Below are 18,687 nucleotides of genomic sequence, written 5' to 3'. Positions count from 1 at the left end.
TGCGGGGGAGCTGTCAGCGGGCGAGCCGCCCGATGACTGAGGGGGCGCGATAGATGACCCAACGCACCAAAGTCGCCGTGCTGATCTCCGGACGAGGCTCCAATATGGAGGCCCTGGTTAGCGCCGCCCAGGCGCCCGGCTGCCCGTTCGAGATCGCTCTGGTCCTCGCCAACAAGCCCGACGCCAAGGGCCTCGAGATCGCCGCTGCGGCGGGTGTCGAAGCGCTGTGCGTCGATCAGAAGCCGTTCGGAAAAGACCGCGAGGCCCACGAGCGCGCCATCGACGCGGCCCTGCGCGAGCGCGGGATCGAGGTCGTAGCCTTGGCCGGCTACATGCGAATCCTCACGCCGTTCCTAGTCGACGCCTGGGAAGGCCGGATGCTGAACATCCACCCGTCCCTGCTGCCCGCCTATCCGGGTCTGGACACCCACGCCCGCGCGATTGCGGCGGGCGAGGTCGAGGCCGGTTGCACGGTCCACCTGGTCACGGCCGGCGTCGACGAAGGTCCGATCCTGGGCCAGGCGCGCGTGCCGATCCTGTCCGGCGACGACGAGGCCGCCCTGGCCGCGCGCGTGCTGACGCAGGAACACCGCCTCTACGCCGAGACGCTGGCGACGTTCTGTCGCGGTCTTTCAGCGGGAAAACCCCAAGATTGACGCGCGTTTACGACGCTGGGTCAGAGAATCGTCACAGTCGGTAACGATACTGTGGTCATGGACGCCTTCCTGACTCAGACCTTCGCCCTGGCGGCCGACAACAGCGTGTTGGCGGGATTGGTGCTGTTCGTGCTGACCCTGCTGGAAGCGCTGCTGGTGGTGGGTGTTCTGATCCCCATCGTCGGCGTCATGCTGGCCGCCGGCGCGCTGGTGGCCCAAGGCGTGATGCATCCCGTCGAGGCGGTGCTGTGGTGCAGCGCCGGCGCGGCGGTAGGCGACGCCCTCTCCTACCTGCTCGGACACCGCCTGGGCGGACGTCACGGGGCTCGTATGCTGTTCTCGGGCCGTCGTCGCCTGTTCGCACGCGCCAAGCTGCTGGCCCGTCGCCACGGCGCGGTGGCGATCATCGCCGCCCGCTACCTTGGCCCCGTCCGCCCGATGATCCCGATCCTGGCCGGCATGAGCCGCGCCCGCCCCTGGCGCTTCCACATCGCCAGCGCCCTGACCGCGCCGATCTGGGTCGTGTCGCTGATGGCCCCGGGCTACCTGGCCGTCGTCAATCTGCAGCGCCTGGATCTTGATCCCGGCGTGGCCGGTCCTCTGGCCGTCGCGGCGCTGATCGTGGTCGCCACCGGCTGGATGGCCCTGCGCCGTCCCCGCGCGGTTCTGGCCTAGACCGCTCTGTAGCGACGCTCCGCCCAGAGCGCGCCGCCGAGCACGATCAAGACGGCTAGCCACAAGGCCGCAGGGCCGATCGTCAGATAGCTCAACGCGCCAAGCGCCCCGCCCGCCGCGAGGCCGGTCCACAACAGCGCGTAACGCCACCAGTCGTTCGGCTCTCCGCCCACCAGCGCGCCCGCGATCCGCTGCCCCGCCTTGACCAGGGCTCCTGTCATGTAGGTCAGGCCGACCGCGACGTCGCCGTTGCGCTGAAAGACGGCGTTCTCCGCGCCCATCGCCATCGCCACCGCCGCGACGCCGACCCGGTCATGGCCAAGGGCCAACAGGATCGCGCCGGCCGCCAGCAGCACGGCCTCCAGCACCAGCACGGGCGAGCGCCGCGTCTCGCCCAGCGCTCGGGCTGTGAGCGCGCCCAACACTACGCCCGCGACAAAGGCCGCCACCAGCCCGACGACCGTCAGCGCCGCCGTCCAGTGCGCCGTCGCCAGCGCCACGCCGAGGCGCGTGGAGTTGCCGCTCATGAACGAGACGAAGAAGCCGCCCAGCTTCAGAAAGCCGATCGCGTCGACATAGCCGGCCACGCCCGACAGAGTCACCGCCAGCGCCACCTCGCCGCGTCCGTAGTGCTGCACGTCCCGACTCCCGCGCAAAAGAAAACGGCCGGATCGTCACCGATCCGACCGCTTCTGGTCATCCAAAAAAGTCGACGGAGATTAGCCGACGATTTCTTCTTCCGTGAAGAACTGGGCGATTTCGATGCCAGCGTTCTCCAGGCTGTCCGAACCGTGGACCGAGTTTTCACCGATCGACAGGGCGAACTGCTTGCGGATGGTGCCTTCGTCGGCGTTTTCCGGGTTCGTGGCGCCCATCACTTCGCGGTACTTGGCCACGGCGTTGTCGCCTTGCAGGACCTGGACGACGACCGGCTCGGCGGTCATCTGGGCCACGAGTTCGCCGTAGAACGGACGCTCGGCGTGGACTTCGTAGAACTTCTTGGCTTGGGCTTCGGTCAGCTTCACGCGACGCTGAGCGACGATGCGCAGGCCGGCGGCCTCGATCACCGCGTTGATGGCGCCGGTCAGGTTACGACGGGTGGCGTCCGGCTTGATGATCGAGAAGGTGCGTTCGGTCACGGTAGTGATCTCACAGAAAAGTTGTGAATTGGGAGGTTGCGGGCTTATAGCCGTGCGCCCCGCCCCCGCCAACCCCACCGCGTAAGCTTCACAAAAATGCTGCAGATCAACGACCTGACCTTCAACGCGTGGGGTCGGCGCTTTTTCGACAAGGCGACCGTCAGCCTGCCGCCGGGGGCCAAGGTCGGCCTGATCGGGCGCAATGGCGTTGGCAAGTCGACGCTGTTCAAGCTGATCCTGGGCCAGTTGCACGCGGGCGATGACGAAATCAGCCTGCCGAAAAGCGCCCGGATCGGCTCGGTCGACCAGGAACACCCGGCCACGCCGGTCAGCCTGCTGGAGACCGTTCTGGAGGCCGATGTCGAGCGTCACACGCTGATGACACGGCTGGAGACCGCCGATCCCGAGGAGATGGGCGAGATCTGGGCCCGGCTGATCGAGATCGACTCCGACTCCGCCCCGGCCCGCGCCTCGGAAATCCTTGTTGGCCTGGGCTTCACCCAGGACGACCTGCGCCGACCGATGAGCGAGTTCTCGGGCGGCTGGCGCATGCGCGTCGCGCTCGCCGCGGCCCTGTTCGCCGAGCCGGATATGCTGCTGCTGGACGAACCGACCAACTATCTCGATCTGGAAGGCGCGCTCTGGCTGGAGGCCCGCCTTCAGAAGTATCCGCACACGGCGTTGATCGTCAGCCACGACCGCGAGCTCTTGAACAACAGCTGCACCCACATGCTGCACCTGGCCGGCGGCAAGCTGGAGCTCTACACCGGCGGCTACGACGACTTCGAAAAGCGCCGCGCCGAGAAAGCCCGCCTGCAACTGTCGGCCAAGGCCAAGCAGGACGCCGAGCGCGCCCACCTCCAGGCCTTCGTCGACCGCTTCAAGGCCAAGGCCTCCAAGGCAGCCCAGGCCCAGTCGCGGATGAAGCGCCTGGCCAAGATGGAGCCGGTGGCCACCACGATCGAGGAGCGCGTCGCGCCCTTCACCCTGCCTTCGCCGCCCAAGCCCCTGCCCCCGCCGCTGATCCGGCTGGAGAAGGCCAGTGTCGGCTATGAGGCAGGCCGCCCGATCCTGAAGAACCTGAACCTGCGCATGGACCTGGACGACCGCATCGGTCTTCTGGGTGTGAACGGGGCAGGCAAGTCGACCTTCGCCAAGATGATCGCTGGCGCCCTGGGCGTGCAGGCCGGCGAGTTCCATCGCGACAAGAAGATGAAGGTCGGCTGGTTCCACCAACACCAGATCGAGGCGATGGATCCCAACGACACGCCGCTGGAGATCATCCGCCGGGCCATGCCCGAGGCCTCGGAAAGCTCGCGCCGCTCCAAGCTGGCCCAGTTTGGCCTGGGCTTCGAGAAGCAGGAGACCAAGGTCGAGAGCCTGTCGGGCGGCGAGCGCGCGCGCCTGCTGCTGAATCTCGTGGCGATGGACGCGCCGCACATGTTGATCCTGGACGAGCCGACCAACCACCTGGACATCGACAGCCGTCGAGCCTTGCTGGACGCTCTGAACGACTACATGGGCGCGGTGATCCTGATCACCCACGACCGCTCGCTGATGGAGCTGGTCGCCGACCGCCTGTGGCTGGCGGCCGACGGGACGGTCAAGCCGTTCGACGGCGACATGGACGACTACGCCAAGTTCGTGTTGGAACGCGCCAAGCTGGCGGTGAAGCCGACCCAGGTGGCTCGCGAGCCGGAAAAGCCTGTCGCCGCCACTCCGAAGAAAGCCGCAATCGAGCCGCTGCGCCGCAAGGTCGAGGCCGCAGAGCAGGTGATGACCCGGCGCACGCGAGATCTCGCCGAGCTGGAAGCCCAGCTTGGTGACCCGGATCTCTACGTGAAGAACCCCGGCAAGGTCGCCGAACTGACCAAGCGCCGCGACAACGCCCAGGCCAAGCTCAGCGAGGCCGAGGAGGCCTGGATGACGCTGGCCGAGGAACTGGCCGAAGCCGAGGGTTAAGACCCCTTCTGGGCCGAACGGCAGGGTGAACGGCCGCTAAACCATGTCGTTTAGCGCTTCCCGAACGCCTGTCGGCGCATCCTGCGGCCTATGAGCACAGGTCATCCCCGCAACCATGTCGTGGCCAACCCCGAGGGGTTGTCGTCGCACGTCGTGCTGGAGGCGTTCGCCGAATGGGTGAACACCCGCATTGGCGAGGCCTTGCGGGTCGAGATGGATCTGGCCTTCCGCGATCGCCCGTTCGATATCGAGGTGGGCCGCTCGCCCGCCCTGGTCGGATGGGAGCACAAGTTCATCCAACCCGGCGCGCCCGCGCCACGCGGCAAGATGTGGACGGTCTATCGTCTGCACGATCAGAAGGACCGTCCGGTCCACCTGCCGCAATCCGGTGATCTGGTCGAAGACCTGACGCCCTTGCTTGGTGAGCTTGGCTATCTGGGCGTGTTCGAGGACGGCGTCGCTCAGTTTCCCGGCGTGGGCAAGCGCTGAGCGAACCGCTCAGCGACGGCGGTGATCGTCGTGCGGCTTGTCGTAAAGCGTGCGTAGATAGGCCGTGACGTCGGCGATCTGGATGGCCGTCATCGCCTTGGCGGGCATGGCATAGTGGCCCACCGATGCGATCGCCTCTAGCTCCCAGTCCAACCGATAGTCCGCGTACTTCTTGGCGACTTCGCCGAACGGCGGCGCGTCTGAACGCGGGCTGACGCCGTCCGCAGTAACAGCGTGACAGCTCGCGCATTGCTTGTCCGCGAAGGCCGCGCCCCTGGCCGGCGAGCCCGGGATGGCGTCATCGTCGACCCCGTTGGTTCGCGAGGACTGGGCCGATGACATCGCTGGCGCCGCCAGGGCCGCCATCGCCAGAGCGGTTATCAGTAGGTTTCGCATGTCGGTCACTCCCGTCGCTTTGACGATGCCTCCTCACCACGACGCCACCAACTCCGGACGACCGCGTAAGCTCAGAGTCGCCCCCCAGCCTGTTCTCTCAGGCCGTTATCGGCGCGGGAGGCTCCAAGGCCTGGGCCAGCGTCGAGAGAAGCGACATCACGGTCAGCGGCTTGGGGGTGGCTCCATCGAAAACCGGGTCCAGAGGTCCGGCGCGCACATCCGCTGAAAAGGCGATGATCGGCGCCTTGGCGCTGGGGCCGCGCTCCGCGCGGATCCGCAGCGCCGCCGCCACGCCGTCGAGGCGCGGCATTCGCAGGTCCATCAGGATGGCGTCATAGGACTCCGCGCGCGCGGCGGCGACGCCGTCTTCGCCGTCGATTGCTTCCGCCACCTCGACGCCGACAGCCTCGAGCACCGAGCGGACCAGTTCCCGATTACCGGCGTTGTCGTCGACGACCAGCACACGACGCCCTGGCGGCGGCATCGGAAATTCCAGGGCGTCTTCATCGCCTTCGGCGGCCGGCGTCGCCACAATCGCAGCGGGGATTTCAAACCAGAAGCGCGCGCCCTGCCCCAGGCTGCTGGCCACGCCAATCTCGCCGCCCATCAGCTCCACCAGCCCGCGCGAGATGGCCAGGCCCAGACCGGCGCCGCCATGCTCGCGATTCAGCGCCGCGTCGATCTGCGCGAAGCGGGTGAAGATCAGAGCCTGATCAGCCTCCCCGACCCCTGGGCCAGTGTCGATCACGCTCATGCGCAAGCGGCCCTTGTCGTTGTCGTAGGCCGCCTCAAGTACCACTTCGCCGACCTCAGTGAATTTCACGGCGTTGCCGAGGAGGTTCAGCAGCACCTGGCGAACGCGCTCGGGATCAAGGATCACGCGCTCAGGCGTGGCTTCAACCTCCACGGATCGCAGCGTCAGCTGCTTCTCCCGGGCGGAGGGTGTCAGGATCTCCAGAACATCGGCGACCAGATCAGCGATCGCGACGGGGCGCGGCTGAAGGGCGATGCGCCCCTGTTCAAGGCGGGAGAAGTCCAGGATGTCGTTGATCGTCGTCAGCAGAGTCTGACCGCCCGTGGCGATACGGTCGACATAACGCCGCGACCGCGCGCCTAGGTCGGGCTCCTCGGCCAATAGGTTTGCGAACCCGATAACCGCTGTCAGCGGCGTTCGCAGCTCATGACTCATATTGGCCAGGAACTCGCCCTTCACAGCGGCGGCGGCCTCGGCCTCGGCGCGCGCGGCCCGCAGGTCCATCTCCAACGTCTTGCGCGCGGTGATGTCACGGATGATGTCGGTCACGCTGACCGGTTGGCCGGTCTGCGCGTCACAAGCCAGGGTCGGCCGCGATTCCAGCCAGAGCATTGCGCCGTCCTTGCGAAAGGCGCGGTACTCGACGGTAACGCTCATCACCTCGCCGCGGCCGCTGGCCTCGCGCTGCGCCTTGACGAGATCCGCGATCCGTGGGGCGTCCTCCGGGTGGAGCACCTTCGTATAGGCCCATCCCAGGAGCTCCTCGGCGTCGTATCCAAGGATCGTGCGCGTCGCCGGCGACATGTAGGTCATCCGCCCGTCGAGGTCGCTGTGGGCGATAATATCGAGCGCGTTCTCGGCGAGAAGCCGGTAGCGAGCCTCGCTCAACTCGGCGTCGGCGCGCGCCGTGATCAGCTTGGCTATGATCTCACGGCGTTGCCGCTGGAGCGCCGCCGCCGGCAGGCTGACGAAGGTTGAGACCGCCAAGAACAACTGCAGCACCGACGACTGATCATAGCCGCCGCTGTCGATGAGGTTGATCGGTCCCCGTCCGGCCAGCGTCAGCACCAAGGCGATCGCAGCCACCAGCACCGAACAGAGCGCCGCGCCGAACACTTCCTGGCGCCAGGCGGCGATCAGCATCATCGGCGGCACCAGGAACAGCAGCGGATAGCGGGTCTGGGCGAAGACGATCAGCGTCATCGCGCAACAGGCGACGATCGACAGCACGCCATCACGGGTCAGCGGCTTTTCCCGGAGATAGTGCCTAGCCTTGAGGAACACCAAGACCGCCGGGCCAACGCAGAGCATGCCCAGGATATCGTTCAGAGCCCAGGCGATGACGTTGTGCAGCAGCGCTCCGCCCCGCAAGGCCGTGTGGATCGAGGCTGCGATCGGGCCGACAATCAGCGGCGCGAGCCCACCGGCCAAAAGGACGAAGGCGAGCATATGACGCGGGCGTCCCAGGTCGATCGCGTCGCCGACCGCCCTGCGGACGAGGAACGCCGCCAGCACCGCCTGCGAGACGTTCATGGTCACCAGGATCACATTGACCAAGGGGCTATCGCCAGCGTGCGCGCCGGCGGTCAGCGCGCCAATGACTCCGCCCAGGATGACGGCTGGCCAGCGGCGCGACGGCGAGGACAGCAGGAAGGCGGCGAGGAAGCCGTTGGACAGCCAGATCGGCGTCACGTGATCGTAGGCGCGCGGCACCTCGACGCAAAGATAGGCGAGAAAAGCAAAGCCGACTGCGGCGACCAGACCGGCCAAGGCCGCTCCGCCCAGATCACCCCGTGATCCCGTCTCCAACGTCGGTTTGACGACCATGATTTGAACCAGCCTTTGAAAGGGCTGATTCTGTTATTTCATGCGCTTTGCCGACACGCCACAAAAGCTTGGCCGGCATCGGGTTTAGCCGCACTTCACTTGCTGGACGATACCGTTATCAGCGTTGAACAGGATGTTCAGGCGGTCGGCGCGATAGTCCATGGTCACCGGGCATGTCGTGCACGCCACCCGCCAACGGGACGGATCGACGGGCGCCGGAAGGCTGGTGCGCGGCTTGCCAATGAACTGCTGAGCGTCCTTCAGACCGCACTCGTCCTTGGGCTCGCCCTGTGGAGGCGGGGTTGGAATGGCGATGGCGGGCGGCGCAGTGGGCGTCGTGGGCGGTGGCGGCGGCGCGGGTTCGGGCGCGCTGGAGCACCCCGCAAGGACCATCACGGAGATGAACACCCATGCTGCTCGTCTCATGCCTGCTTCTCCCAACCGCGCTCGGCGCCCTGGCGCCAGTACGACACCGGATGCCCGGCCTTCTTGAACGTCGACCACCGTCCGCGCGCCTGCGCCAAAGCCTGATCGTCTCGGCCGTCGAACAGCAGAATGCAGCGCGAAATCCCTGAAAGATCTCCAGGTTCGGCCCCGTCGATGAGAAACAGCGCATCGCCGCCATTGGGGTTCCCCTCGGCGGCGGTGAGAAGCACGGGCTGACGCTCGGCCATCGGCTCGCTGGCCAGGCCGTGAGGCAGGAAGCTGTCCTCGCGCCAGGTCCAGAGGTGCTGGTCCAGCGCTTCGATCCGACGCGGATCACCGCCGCGCACCAGCGCCTTCCAGCCGCGCCCCAGCGTCTTCTCCAGAAGCTCGGGCAGCACCGCCTCGAGCGGCGAGCGCTCCAGGTGGTAGAACCAGACCTCGCAGGGGTTAGCGGTCATCGAGATTCCCTGTCATCCCGGGCGAGCGTAGCGAAGACCCGGGACCGCGACAAACGCGGCGCATGCGGCGGTCCCGGCTCGGCGCGCTGCGCGCTGGGCCGGGATGACAGCCTGATCGGATCACCCTTCGTAGGCGTCGGCGACGAGGCGGTTGAGGAGGCGCACGCCAAAGCCCACGGCGCCATCCGGCACGGTGGGATCGGCCGATGGCTTCTTCCAGGCCACCGAAGCGATATCGAGGTGAGCCCACGGCACGCCGTTGACGAAGCGCTGCAGGAACAGGCCCGCCGTGATCGAACCGGCGGGGCGCCCGCCGATGTTCTTCATGTCGGCGATCGGGCTTTCGATCTGCTTTTCGTACGCCGCCGGCAGCGGCAGGCGCCACAGGGCCTCGCGCTCGGCCTTGCCCGCGCTGAGAAGCTTCTCGGACAAGCCGTCGTTATTGCTGAACAAACCCGCGTAGTCATGACCCAGCGAAATGATGATCGCCCCGGTCAGGGTCGCTAGGTCGATCATGAACTGCGGCTTGAAGCGTTCCTGCGTGTACCAGAGCGCGTCGGCCAGCACGAGGCGGCCTTCGGCGTCGGTGTTGATGACCTCGATGGTCTGACCCGACATCGAGGTGACCACGTCGCCCGGACGCTGGGCGTTGCCGTCGGGCATGTTCTCCACGAGGCCCAGCACGCCGATGGCGTTGACCTTGGCCTTGCGACCGGCCAGGGCGTGCATGACGCCGGCCACGGCGGCCGCGCCGCCCATGTCCCACTTCATGTCTTCCATACCGTCGGCCGGCTTGATCGAGATGCCGCCGGTGTCGAAGCAGACGCCCTTGCCGACAAAGGCGATCGGCTGCGCCGCCTTATCGGCCGCGCCCATCCATTTCATGATGACGAGCTGGCTTTCGCGGACGCTGCCTTGGCCCACGCCCAGCAGGCTGCCCATGCCCAGCTTGGCCATCTCGGCCTCGCCCAGGATTTCGACCTCGAGGCCGAGGCTCTCCAGGCCCTTGGCGCGGGCGGCGAACTCTTCGGGGTGCAGGATATTGGCCGGCTCGGAGACGAGGTCGCGGCTGAACACGATGGCGTCCGCCAGGGCAGCCAACGGCTCATAGGCCTTCTGCGCCTTCACCGGATCAGCGGCGGCGATCTTGATCACCTGGACCGACGGCTTCTTTTCGGCCTTTTCGGTGGTGCGGTACTTGTCGAAGCGGTAGGCCGCCAGGCGCGCGCCGAACGCCGCGCGGGCGGCGGTCTCGGCGTCGGCGCCGAGCTTGAGCACCAGCTCGACGACGCCCGAGGTCTTCACGGCCTGGAAGGCCGACGCGGCGGCCAGTTCGACAGCCTCAGGCTCAACCGCGCCAGATCCGTCGACGCCGATTAGAACGACACGCGCGGCTTCCAGTCCGTTCGGCGCGACGATGTCGAGCGTTTGGCCCTTGGCGCCGGTGAAACGACCGCCAGCGATGGCTCGGGCCAGGGCGCCGCCCGTGGCTTCGTTGGCCGCGCGGGCCTCCGGCGACAGGGCCGCGCCTTCGTGAGCCAGGACCGCGAGGGCGGCGGTGGCGCCAGCCTGGGTGTCGACGGAAACGAACTCGATACGCATGCCGCGCTCCTGCAATTTGGGCGACGGTAAGCGGCGCGTCGGACCGCGCGCCGGCTCACCTCATCAAGGCGGCATAGTCCAATGCCGCGCCTTAGAAAAGGCTCCGTTCGGCGCCACCCGGGACAGCCAAGCAAGGTCCCCGGTTGTGCTGGCGTTAAGCCCCCGTGTAGAACGGCGCATCTTCGGGGTTCGTCCCACGAATCCATCCGCCCCGATCCCCGTTTTCATGCGCCTCATCGAACGCTATCTCTTCCGGCAGTTGCTAGGCCCGACGCTTCTGGCGACCGCGGCGCTGGTGGCGCTCGCCTTGCTGGCGCGGAGCCTGTCGGAGTTCGACGTTCTGGTGGAGCAGCGGCAGAGCGCCGTGGTCTTCCTGAAGATCATCCTGCTGGCCCTGCCCCAGCTCCTGGGCATCATGATGCCGCTGGCGCTGTTCGTGGCCGCCTTGGTGGCGCTGAACCGGCTGCACACCGAACAGGAAATCGTCGTCTGCTTCGCCGGCGGCATGAGTCGCTGGCGCGTCATCTCGCCGGCGATCCGCCTCTCGATCATCGCGGCGCTGATCTCTCTGGTCTCAGGCCTGTGGCTGCAGCCCTGGAGCGCACGCCAGATCCGCGAGACGGCTTTCGAGATCAAGACCGACGTCGCCTCGACGCTGGTTCAGCCAGGACAGTTCACCGAACCTGGCCCGGGCCTGACCGTCTACGCCCAGTCGATCGACCGCGACAACAAGATCCAGAACTTGTTCATCCACCAGGAGCTGCCCAACGGCGCGGCGTCGACCTATTCGTCTCGCGAGGCCGAGATCGCCACCCGCAAGGGCGAGCCGGTGCTGATCATGCGCCATGGCAGCAACCAACAGTTCTCCCGCGAAGGCGTGCTGCAGTACACCTCGTTCGACGAGTACACCTTCGACCTCTCCAGCCTGTTCAACAGCGACGAGCTGCTCCACTACAAGATCGCCGACCGCTATCCGCACGAGCTGTTCTTCCCGGACCTGACCCAGGAGTGGGAGCAGCGCAACAAGGAAAAGCTGCTGGCCGAGGGTCACTCCCGCTTCGCCGGACCGCTCTACAACATCGCCCTGATGAGCATGGCGCTAGCCGCCGTGCTGGGCGGTTCGTTCAGCCGCATGGGCTATGGCAAGCGAATCGCCGCCGTCGGCGCTGCGGCCGCCATTGTCCGCATTGTCGGCTTCGGCGTGCAGGCCGCGTGCGAGGACGATCCCTGGCTGAACGTGCTGCAGTACGTCGTACCGATAGCCGCCATGGCCTGGGCGATGTCGCAGATCTTCCGCCAGAAGGTCTCGCCCCGGCGCAAGGCCAAGCCTGCGGCCGCCGAACCCGCCCTTTCGGGAGCTGCGTGATGCTGACGATGGGCATGCTGGAACGCTATGTGCTCAAGCGGACCATGGGCGCGCTGGTCGGCGCCCTGGCGGTGCTGGGCGCGATGGTGATGCTGATCGCCTTCGTCGACATCGCCCGCAACGTGGGCACGCGCGCTGACGCCAGCTTCCTGCGGCTCCTCTATCTGACCATCCTGCAGGCTCCGGCCACCATCCTGGTGCTGGCGCCCTTCGTGTTCCTGTTCGGCACCATGTGGGCGTTCGTCGAGCTGAACCGCCGCAGCGAGCTGATCGCCATGCGCGCGGCGGGGATCTCGGCCTGGCGTTTCATCATGCCGGCGGCTGCGTCGTCGTTCGTCATCGGGCTGCTGACGATCACCCTGCTCAACCCGCTCACCACGGCGATGACGGCCAAGTTCGAGACCGAACGCGACCGCACGATGAACGGCTATCTCAAGGAAGCGCCCAAGGGCACATGGCTGCGCCAAGGCGACGACAAGAGCCAGATCGTGATCCGCGCCCGCGCCCGCGAACTTGTCGATGGCTCCGTGCGCCTGCGCGGCGTGTCGCTCTTCGTCTACACGCTCAACGCCAAGGGCGTGATGGACTTCACTCGCCGGATCGAGGCGAACGAAGCCCGCCTTGAGCCGGGATTCTGGCGCTTGAGCGGCGTACGCGAAGCCACGCCGGGCGCGGGCGCCATCCGCTCCGATAGCCTCTCGATCCCGTCCAACCTGGACGATCGCACGGCGTCGGAACGTTTCAACACCCCGCAGGCCGTGGCGCTCTGGCGCTTGCCGGCCACCATCCAGCGCACCGAAGACGCGGGCTTCTCAGCAGCGCCCTTTAAGCTGCGCCTGCAGCAGGATCTGGCGACGCCCCTGCTCTTCGCGGCCATGTCGGTCCTGGCGGCGGCCTTTTCCCTGCGCCTGATGCGACTGGGCGGACTGGCCATGCTGGCCGGCTCGGGCGTCGCGTTGGGCTTTGGGTTCTTTTTCTTCAACGAGCTGTGCAGCACATTGGGCAAGGCCGACGTTCTGGCCCCGTTCATCGCTGCCTGGACCCCGCCGACCATCGCGCTTTTGGTGGGCTTCACGTTGCTTTGCTATACGGAAGATGGGTGAGTCATTGTTTCCAGGGTCGTCCATGACTGAAACGCGCTCCAGCGTCCCGTCCACGGGCCGCGCGCTGCTGATGAGCGGCGCGGCTTGGCTGGCGCTGGCCTGCGCCGGCGCGGCCCAGGCCCAGCAGAGCCTCGCGACCATCCCTGCGACGCCCGTCGTGAAGGCCGCGCCCTCTGACGGACTTGGCGACGAGGGCTACTATCTGGAATCAGACCTGCTGATCCGGGACGACAAGAACCAGATCATGACGGCCGAGGGCTCGGTCGAAGCCCGCTATCAGGGCCGCACCCTGCGCGCCGACAAGGTGATCTACAACAGCAAGACCGGGGCGATCACGGCGGACGGAAACGTCCAACTGATCAACCCAGACGGCACCGCCGAGTTCGCAGACCATCTCGAGCTCGACAGGGACATGAAGGCGGGCTTCGCGCGCAACTTCGCGGCCCGGCTTGACCAGAACATGAAGGTCGCCGCCGCCAGCGCCGTACGCCGCAACGAGAATATTCAGGAACTGAACAAGGCGATCTATACGCCCTGCGAAGTCTGCGCCGAAAAGCCGACCCCGACCTGGTCGGTCGCCGCCGACAAGATCGTCCAGGACAAGCCAAGGCAGCTTATCTACTACAAGAATGCGGTCATCCGGATGTGGGGCGCGCCGGTTCTCTACCTGCCCCTGTTCTGGCACCCCGATCCGCAGGCCAAGCGCAGCTCTGGCTTCCTGGCCCCGAAGCTCGACTTCTCCAAGGGCCGCGGCGTTTCGTACAACCAGCCCTACTATCACGTGATCTCGCCGTCGTCGGACGTGATCCTGGCTCCGCAGATCAACAGCCAGGTCAACCCGTTCCTGAATGTGAGCTACCGCAAGCGCTTCTATTCGGGGACGCTGGAGGCGCGCGGCGGCTTCACCTACGACAAGGAATTCGACATCAAGGGCGATCGCTTCGGCGAGGAGACCTTCCGAAGCTACATCCTGGCGAACGGCAAGTTCGACATCGACCAGCACTGGAAATGGGGCTTCTCGGCCGAGCGGGTTTCGGACGCGCTGCTGTTCGACAAGTACAAGGTCAACGACGTCTACCAGCAGCGCGGCCTGTTCACGAGCGACGACCATCGACTGGTGTCGCAGCTTTACGCGACGCGTCAGGCGCAAAGGTCGTGGTTCTCGGTCTCGGCGGTGTCCGTGCAGGGGCTGCGTGTCGTGGGCGTCAACGCCGCCACCAACTCTGCGAACGCCTTCGAGAACAGCGGCGCCTTTCCGCTGATCGGCCCGCTGGTCGAGGCCCGCTGGGAACCGGAAAGCCCTGTGCTGGGCGGCCGTCTGCGTCTGCAGGGTTCCGGCGTGATGCTGAACCGGTCAGAGTCTCAGTTCGGTGAAGCGCCCTACTTTCTCGGCGCCTACAAGGGCCAGAACGGCGTCGACTCCAGCCGGGCCAGCGTGAAGGCTGACTGGCGCGCCAGCAACATTATCGGACCGGGCCTGAAGGTCTCACCGTTCGTTCAGGCGCGCGGCGATGCGTATTCGATCAAGACCTTCGTTACGCCCGCCGCCCGAGGGCTCGGCGACGACGCAAAGGAAACCTACACCCGCGCCCTGGGCGTCGGTGGCGTCGACTTCAGCCTGCCGTTCTACAAGCCGCTGACCAACGGCGGCAGCGTGGTGCTTGAACCTCTGGCCCAGGTCGCGGTCGGTTCAGAAAGCTCGCGCGTGCCCGTGGTCGTCGCCCGCGACGGGACCAAGCGCTACCTCTACAATGAGGACAGCGCGACTCTCGAGTTCGACGAGACCAACCTGTTCCAGGCGAACAAGTCGCCAGGCTTTGACCTCTACGAAGGCGGCCAGCGGCTGAACGTCGGCGGTCGTGCGACCTATGCTCGCCCCGATGGTCGTGGCGGCAGCATCCTGGTCGGCCGAAGCTTCCGTTCAGAGTTCGATCCCCTTCTGCCGACCCGCACGGGTCTGCAGAGCAAGTCTTCGGACTGGATCGTCGCGGCCACCGTAACGCCCGTTCCGGGTATCAACGCCTTCGTCCGGACCCGCCTCGATTCGGAAACGCGCGAGATCCACCGCGTTGAAACCGGCGTCGACGCCTTCACCAAGCGCGGCAGTGGTTCGGTCCGGTACCTGAAGGACGAACTGGACGCGAACGGCAATCGTCAGGAAAACTTCGAAGCCCGCGGCGAGCTCAAGCTGACCAGCCGCTTCTCCCTCACCGCGTTCGGGCAACGCGACATGGTGCAGGACGTTTGGCGTCGCCGCGACCTGGGCGTGGCCTATCAGGACGACTGCATCCGCATCGACGTGATCTACCAGCAGGAAGACCGCTACGCCTCGACGGCCAGCGGTCTGAGGCTGCAACCGGATCGTACGATCGTGTTCCGCCTAACCCTCGCCACATTGGGTGATACAGGGTACAGCAGCAATTAATTGACCGCGCTTGGGGGGCGTGCGGGCGAACCCGCAGGCCAGACGAGCGCGTCTATCGGGGGCGGTGGCCGAAAGGAACGCCAGTTGGGCGACCGCCGCCGTCGAGACTGTGATAAACGACCGCGCTCCGAGAGGGGCGGCTGGGCTAGAGGAACGACACTATCCATGCGGTCTGCGCGTAGCGTGACGACTTTCGCGGCCGGCGCCGCGTCCATTCTCGCCCTGACCGTGGCGAGCCTCGGCGCGCCCGCCATGGCCCGGCAGCAGACGGCCCCTGAGGCTGCTGCGCCGGCAGTGCAAGCGCCCGCGGCGCCTCAACCGCTGTCCGAAAGCGTTGCGGCCGTCGTCAATGACGACATCATCTCGAGCTACGACCTGATGCAGCGCATGCGCCTGCTGATGGCGACATCGGGCATGCAGCCGACTCAGGAGAACCTTCCGCAGATCGAGCAGGAGGCCCTGCGCTCCCTGATCGACGAACGCCTGCAGATGCAGGAGCTCAAGCGGGTCGAGAAGCAACAGAAAATCACGATCATCTCGACCGACAAGGAAGTCGAAGAGCAGATCGGCGATATCGCTCAGTCCAACCGGCTGCAGCCGGAACAGCTGAAGCAGCAATTGGTGGCCCAGGGCATCGGCCTGGACACCTGGCGCGCGCAGCTGCGGGCCGAATCCAGCTGGCAGTCGTGGATCCAGGGCCGGTACGGCTCGCGCCTTCGCATCGGCGAAGACCAGATCAAGGCCTATCAGCGACGCCTCGCGGACGCGGCGGCCAAGCCGCAGTACCAGATCAGCGAGGTGTTCCTCGACGCGGCCCGGGTCGGCGGCATGGAGGTCGCTGTCAACGGCGCGACCCAGCTGATCAATCAAATGCAACAAGGCGCACCGTTCGCGGCCGTCGCCCGCCAGTTTTCGGGCTCAGCTACCGCCGCCAACGGGGGTGAGGTGGGCTGGGTCAGCCAAGGCGAAATGCCGCCCGAGGTCGACGCTGCGCTGGAGCAGCTGCGCCCAGGCCAGCTGTCCCGCCCGATCCAGGTCCGGGATGGCGTGTACATCATTTATCTCCGCGACAAGCGCGCTGGATCGAAGACTGCGATCGTCGACCTCAAGCAGGTCGCCGCGCCGCTGGCGGCGGACGCGACCCAGGCCCAGATCGACGCCGCAACCAAGCTGCTGACCGACCTGAAGCCCAAGATCACCAGCTGCCAGACGCTGGAAGCCACGGCCGGCAAGGTCGATGGCCTGGTCGCCGGCGATCTCGGCGAGGCGGAGATCACCGACCTCGCGCCAGCCTTCCAGGAAGCGGCCAACAAGTTGGAGATGGGTCAGGTCTCAGATCCGATCCGCACCGATGCGGGCCTTCACCTGATCGCCGTCTGCGGCAAGCGCCAGGGCGGGGCCAACGCCCCGACGCACGACCAGATCGAGAACCGCCTGCGCGGCCAGCAGCTCGCTCTGATCGCCAAGCGCTATCTTCGCGACCTGCGCAACCAGGCCACCATCGAAACCCGGTGACGGCGCGTCCCCTCGCCATCAGCGCCGGCGACCCGGCCGGCGTCGGCGCGGAGATCATCGCCAAGGCGTGGCGCGCGCTGCGCAACGAGGGCCCTGCCTTTGTCGTCATCGGCGACGCTCAGTTGTTGGCGTCAGCCGGCGGCGGCGTGAAGGTCCGCACCGTCACACGGCCGCAAGAAGCCGCCCAGGCGTTCGCCGACGCCCTGCCCGTTATCGACATACCCCTGCTTTCGGCGGTCGTGTCCGGTCGTCCCTCGCCCAGCCACGCCCCACAGATTATCCGCTGGATCGAGACGGGCGTTGGTCTGGCGCTCTCTGGAACGATCAGCGGCCTCGTCACCGCGCCGATCGCCAAGGCTCCTCTCTACGAGGCGGGCTTCCCGTTTCCCGGTCACACCGAGTTCCTGGCGGAGCTGACCGCTGCGGCCACGATGGACGGCGCGCGCGGGCCGGTGATGATGCTGGCGGCCGGCGACCTGCGCGCCACCCTGGTGACGATCCACACCGCGCTTGGGAAGGTTCCCTCGGCGCTGACCACTGATGCTATCGTCAACGCCGGCCTCGTAACCGCTCAGGCGCTGCGCCGAGATTTCGCAATCGCCGCGCCGCGATTGGCGGTGGCGGCTCTCAACCCGCATGCGGGCGAAGGCGGCGCCTTGGGCCGCGAGGAAATTGACGTCATCGAACCTGCGGTGCGGACGCTGCGGGACCTCGGTGTCGACGCGTCGGGCCCCTCCCCGGCCGACACCCTGTTCCATCCAGAGGCGCGGGCGCGCTACGACGGCGTGCTGTGCATGTATCACGACCAGGCGCTGATCCCGGTGAAGATGCTGGACTTCTGGGGCGGCGTGAACGTCACGCTAGGCCTGCCCATCGTGCGAACCTCGCCTGACCATGGCACCGGGTTCGACATCGCTGGACGCGGGATCGCCCGTCCCGATAGCCTGATCGCCGCCATTAAGCTGGCGGCCGACATCGCCGCCCGTCGCGGCGCCTAGAACGGCCTGCTTATCCGTCGGATAGACAGGTGGAGAGATACGAGATGAGCCTGGCTGATCTGCCGCCTCTGCGCGAAGCCCTGGAACGTCATGACCTGATGGCGCGCAAGAGCTTCGGCCAGCACTTCCTGCTGGACCTGAACGTGACCCGCAAGATCGCCCGCCTGGCCCAGATCGGCGAGGGCGACACTGTCGTCGAGGTTGGTCCGGGTCCCGGCGGCCTGACCCGCGCCCTGCTGGAAACCGGCGCGCGCGTCGTGGCGATCGAGAAGGACAGCCGGTTCTTGCCCCTCCTGGCCGAGGTGGCCGAGGTCGCTGACAGGCGCCTGGAGCTTGTCGAAGGCGACGCCCTCAAGGTCGACGCCGCGCAAGCGGCGGGTGGGCCGGCGCACGTAGTCTCGAACCTGCCGTACAATGTCGGCACCCAGTTGTTGATCAACTGGCTGACGGGTCCGTTCCGCCCACTGTCGATGACCTTGATGTTCCAGAAGGAAGTCGCCGACCGCATCGTCGCCCAGCCGGACGATGACGCCTATGGGCGCCTCGCCGTCATCGCCCAGACGCTCTGCGAGGCCAGGACCGTGATGGACCTGCCCGCCAAGGCCTTCACCCCGCCGCCCAAGGTGGCCTCGGCCGTCGTGCGCCTCGTTCCCAAGACCAACCCGCCGCCGGCCGACGTCGTAGCGGCGCTGGAACGCGTGACCGCCGCCGCCTTTGGCCAGAGGCGTAAGATGCTCCGCTCCAGCCTGAAGGCCCTGGGCGGCGCAGAGCTCTGCGAGCGCGCGGGCGTGAGCCCGGATGCGCGGGCCGAAGTGATCGACCTGACGGGGTTCCTCGATCTCGCAAGGGCGACATTGAGCGCCCCGGCGGGCTAGCCCTTCAGCTCCGGTTCATCC

17 protein-coding genes and 1 pseudogene are annotated in these 18,687 nt (G+C 66.8%); 11 read left to right on the top strand and 7 right to left on the bottom strand.

Annotated features, from left to right (window positions below):
- The first annotated feature begins 53 nt into the window (after nucleotides 1-53).
- Both purN and ACT53N_RS00520 read left to right on the top strand, forming a co-directional pair.
- Entirely contained in the window at nucleotides 54-656 is a 603-nt protein-coding gene (purN, locus tag ACT53N_RS00525) for a phosphoribosylglycinamide formyltransferase (protein WP_476062069.1), read from the top strand.
- A gap of 57 nt (nucleotides 657-713) precedes the next feature.
- Complete coding sequence (locus tag ACT53N_RS00520) at nucleotides 714-1,331, top strand: DedA family protein (protein WP_476062068.1); 618 nt, start codon at nucleotides 714-716, stop codon at nucleotides 1,329-1,331.
- On the opposite strand, the gene ACT53N_RS00515 is transcribed toward ACT53N_RS00520, so the two are convergent.
- The gene (locus ACT53N_RS00515; RefSeq protein ID WP_476062648.1) at nucleotides 1,328-1,927 is read right to left on the bottom strand and encodes a YoaK family protein; all 600 of its coding nucleotides are present in this window, start codon (nucleotides 1,925-1,927) and stop codon (nucleotides 1,328-1,330) included. The two genes, ACT53N_RS00520 and ACT53N_RS00515, sit on opposite strands and share 4 nt — an antisense overlap.
- Here ACT53N_RS00515 and ACT53N_RS00510 point away from each other — a divergent pair.
- Nucleotides 1,811-2,054, top strand: a pseudogene (locus ACT53N_RS00510) (hypothetical protein). The gene ACT53N_RS00515 and the pseudogene ACT53N_RS00510 overlap by 117 nt on opposite strands.
- On the opposite strand, the gene ndk reads toward ACT53N_RS00510, so the two are convergent.
- On the bottom strand, nucleotides 2,051-2,470 hold the full coding sequence (ndk, locus tag ACT53N_RS00505; RefSeq protein WP_476062067.1) for a nucleoside-diphosphate kinase: 420 nt from the start codon (nucleotides 2,468-2,470) through the stop codon (nucleotides 2,051-2,053). The pseudogene ACT53N_RS00510 and the gene ndk overlap by 4 nt on opposite strands.
- Before the next feature lie 96 nt (nucleotides 2,471-2,566).
- Here ndk and ACT53N_RS00500 point away from each other — a divergent pair, with 96 nt between their 5' ends.
- Together ACT53N_RS00500 and ACT53N_RS00495 are read left to right on the top strand one after the other, a co-directional pair.
- Entirely contained in the window at nucleotides 2,567-4,432 is a 1,866-nt protein-coding gene (locus ACT53N_RS00500) for an ABC-F family ATP-binding cassette domain-containing protein (protein WP_476062066.1), read from the top strand.
- 90 nt (nucleotides 4,433-4,522) lie between these two features.
- A complete protein-coding gene (locus ACT53N_RS00495; RefSeq protein WP_476062065.1) occupies nucleotides 4,523-4,921 on the top strand; it encodes a hypothetical protein in 399 nt (132 codons plus the stop codon).
- Between the two features lie 9 nt (nucleotides 4,922-4,930).
- Here ACT53N_RS00495 and ACT53N_RS00490 read toward each other — a convergent pair whose 3' ends face one another.
- The 5 genes from ACT53N_RS00490 to ACT53N_RS00470 form a co-directional block, all read right to left on the bottom strand.
- Nucleotides 4,931-5,317 carry a c-type cytochrome gene (locus ACT53N_RS00490; protein ID WP_476062064.1) on the bottom strand — a complete coding sequence of 129 codons (387 nt, stop codon included), beginning with the start codon at nucleotides 5,315-5,317 and terminating at the stop codon, nucleotides 4,931-4,933.
- 97 nt (nucleotides 5,318-5,414) lie between these two features.
- Nucleotides 5,415-7,898: an MASE1 domain-containing protein gene (locus ACT53N_RS00485; RefSeq protein WP_476062063.1), complete on the bottom strand. Its 2,484-nt coding sequence runs from the start codon at nucleotides 7,896-7,898 to the stop codon at nucleotides 5,415-5,417.
- Nucleotides 7,899-7,982: 84 nt separating this feature from the next.
- Nucleotides 7,983-8,324 (bottom strand): peptidase inhibitor I78, encoded by a 342-nt coding sequence (locus tag ACT53N_RS00480; protein WP_476062062.1) that lies wholly within the window; start codon nucleotides 8,322-8,324, stop codon nucleotides 7,983-7,985.
- On the bottom strand, nucleotides 8,321-8,782 hold the full coding sequence (locus ACT53N_RS00475; RefSeq protein WP_476062061.1) for a DNA polymerase III subunit chi: 462 nt from the start codon (nucleotides 8,780-8,782) through the stop codon (nucleotides 8,321-8,323). Before ACT53N_RS00475 ends, ACT53N_RS00480 begins: the two co-directional genes overlap by 4 nt.
- Before the next feature lie 120 nt (nucleotides 8,783-8,902).
- Nucleotides 8,903-10,384: a leucyl aminopeptidase gene (locus ACT53N_RS00470; protein ID WP_476062060.1), complete on the bottom strand. Its 1,482-nt coding sequence runs from the start codon at nucleotides 10,382-10,384 to the stop codon at nucleotides 8,903-8,905.
- Nucleotides 10,385-10,610: 226 nt separating this feature from the next.
- Between ACT53N_RS00470 and lptF the strand changes: the two genes are divergently transcribed.
- The 6 genes from lptF (at nucleotide 10,611) to rsmA (ending at nucleotide 18,666) form a co-directional block, all read left to right on the top strand.
- Nucleotides 10,611-11,750, top strand: coding sequence for an LPS export ABC transporter permease LptF (lptF, locus tag ACT53N_RS00465; protein WP_476062059.1), 1,140 nt, complete (start codon nucleotides 10,611-10,613; stop codon nucleotides 11,748-11,750).
- Entirely contained in the window at nucleotides 11,747-12,853 is a 1,107-nt protein-coding gene (gene lptG / locus ACT53N_RS00460; protein ID WP_476062058.1) for an LPS export ABC transporter permease LptG, read from the top strand. Before lptF ends, lptG begins: the two co-directional genes overlap by 4 nt.
- Nucleotides 12,846-15,278, top strand: a complete 2,433-nt coding sequence (locus ACT53N_RS00455; RefSeq protein WP_476062057.1) for an LPS-assembly protein LptD — start codon at nucleotides 12,846-12,848, stop codon at nucleotides 15,276-15,278. Before lptG ends, ACT53N_RS00455 begins: the two co-directional genes overlap by 8 nt.
- A gap of 165 nt (nucleotides 15,279-15,443) precedes the next feature.
- Nucleotides 15,444-16,793: a peptidylprolyl isomerase gene (locus ACT53N_RS00450; protein WP_476062056.1), complete on the top strand. Its 1,350-nt coding sequence runs from the start codon at nucleotides 15,444-15,446 to the stop codon at nucleotides 16,791-16,793.
- Entirely contained in the window at nucleotides 16,790-17,791 is a 1,002-nt protein-coding gene (gene pdxA, locus ACT53N_RS00445; RefSeq protein WP_476062055.1) for a 4-hydroxythreonine-4-phosphate dehydrogenase PdxA, read from the top strand. The genes ACT53N_RS00450 and pdxA overlap by 4 nt, the downstream gene beginning before the upstream one ends.
- 44 nt (nucleotides 17,792-17,835) lie before the next feature.
- A complete protein-coding gene (gene rsmA, locus ACT53N_RS00440) occupies nucleotides 17,836-18,666 on the top strand; it encodes a 16S rRNA (adenine(1518)-N(6)/adenine(1519)-N(6))-dimethyltransferase RsmA (RefSeq protein WP_476062054.1) in 831 nt (276 codons plus the stop codon).
- Nucleotides 18,667-18,687 lie beyond the last annotated feature (21 nt).

This window comes from Caulobacter sp. DMC95, assembly GCF_056313785.1.
The sequence above is the reverse complement of the archived record's forward strand: the minus strand, read 5'-3'. Positions and strand labels throughout refer to the sequence as shown.

What these genes read in the sequence shown, in the direction of transcription:
- ACT53N_RS00455 (WP_476062057.1), top strand. Translation starts at nt 12,846, where the DNA reads ATGGGTGAGTCATTGTTTCCAGGGTCGTCCATGACTGAAACGCGCTCC.
- lptF (WP_476062059.1), top strand. Translation starts at nt 10,611, where the DNA reads ATGCGCCTCATCGAACGCTATCTCTTCCGGCAGTTGCTAGGCCCGACG.
- rsmA (WP_476062054.1), top strand. Translation starts at nt 17,836, where the DNA reads ATGAGCCTGGCTGATCTGCCGCCTCTGCGCGAAGCCCTGGAACGTCAT.
- ACT53N_RS00475 (WP_476062061.1), bottom strand. Translation starts at nt 8,782, where the DNA reads ATGACCGCTAACCCCTGCGAGGTCTGGTTCTACCACCTGGAGCGCTCG.
- ACT53N_RS00450 (WP_476062056.1), top strand. Translation starts at nt 15,444, where the DNA reads ATGCGGTCTGCGCGTAGCGTGACGACTTTCGCGGCCGGCGCCGCGTCC.
- ACT53N_RS00500 (WP_476062066.1), top strand. Translation starts at nt 2,567, where the DNA reads ATGCTGCAGATCAACGACCTGACCTTCAACGCGTGGGGTCGGCGCTTT.
- purN (WP_476062069.1), top strand. Translation starts at nt 54, where the DNA reads ATGACCCAACGCACCAAAGTCGCCGTGCTGATCTCCGGACGAGGCTCC.
- ACT53N_RS00495 (WP_476062065.1), top strand. Translation starts at nt 4,523, where the DNA reads ATGAGCACAGGTCATCCCCGCAACCATGTCGTGGCCAACCCCGAGGGG.
- ACT53N_RS00485 (WP_476062063.1), bottom strand. Translation starts at nt 7,898, where the DNA reads ATGGTCGTCAAACCGACGTTGGAGACGGGATCACGGGGTGATCTGGGC.
- ACT53N_RS00470 (WP_476062060.1), bottom strand. Translation starts at nt 10,384, where the DNA reads ATGCGTATCGAGTTCGTTTCCGTCGACACCCAGGCTGGCGCCACCGCC.
- ACT53N_RS00480 (WP_476062062.1), bottom strand. Translation starts at nt 8,324, where the DNA reads ATGAGACGAGCAGCATGGGTGTTCATCTCCGTGATGGTCCTTGCGGGG.
- ACT53N_RS00520 (WP_476062068.1), top strand. Translation starts at nt 714, where the DNA reads ATGGACGCCTTCCTGACTCAGACCTTCGCCCTGGCGGCCGACAACAGC.
- ACT53N_RS00490 (WP_476062064.1), bottom strand. Translation starts at nt 5,317, where the DNA reads ATGCGAAACCTACTGATAACCGCTCTGGCGATGGCGGCCCTGGCGGCG.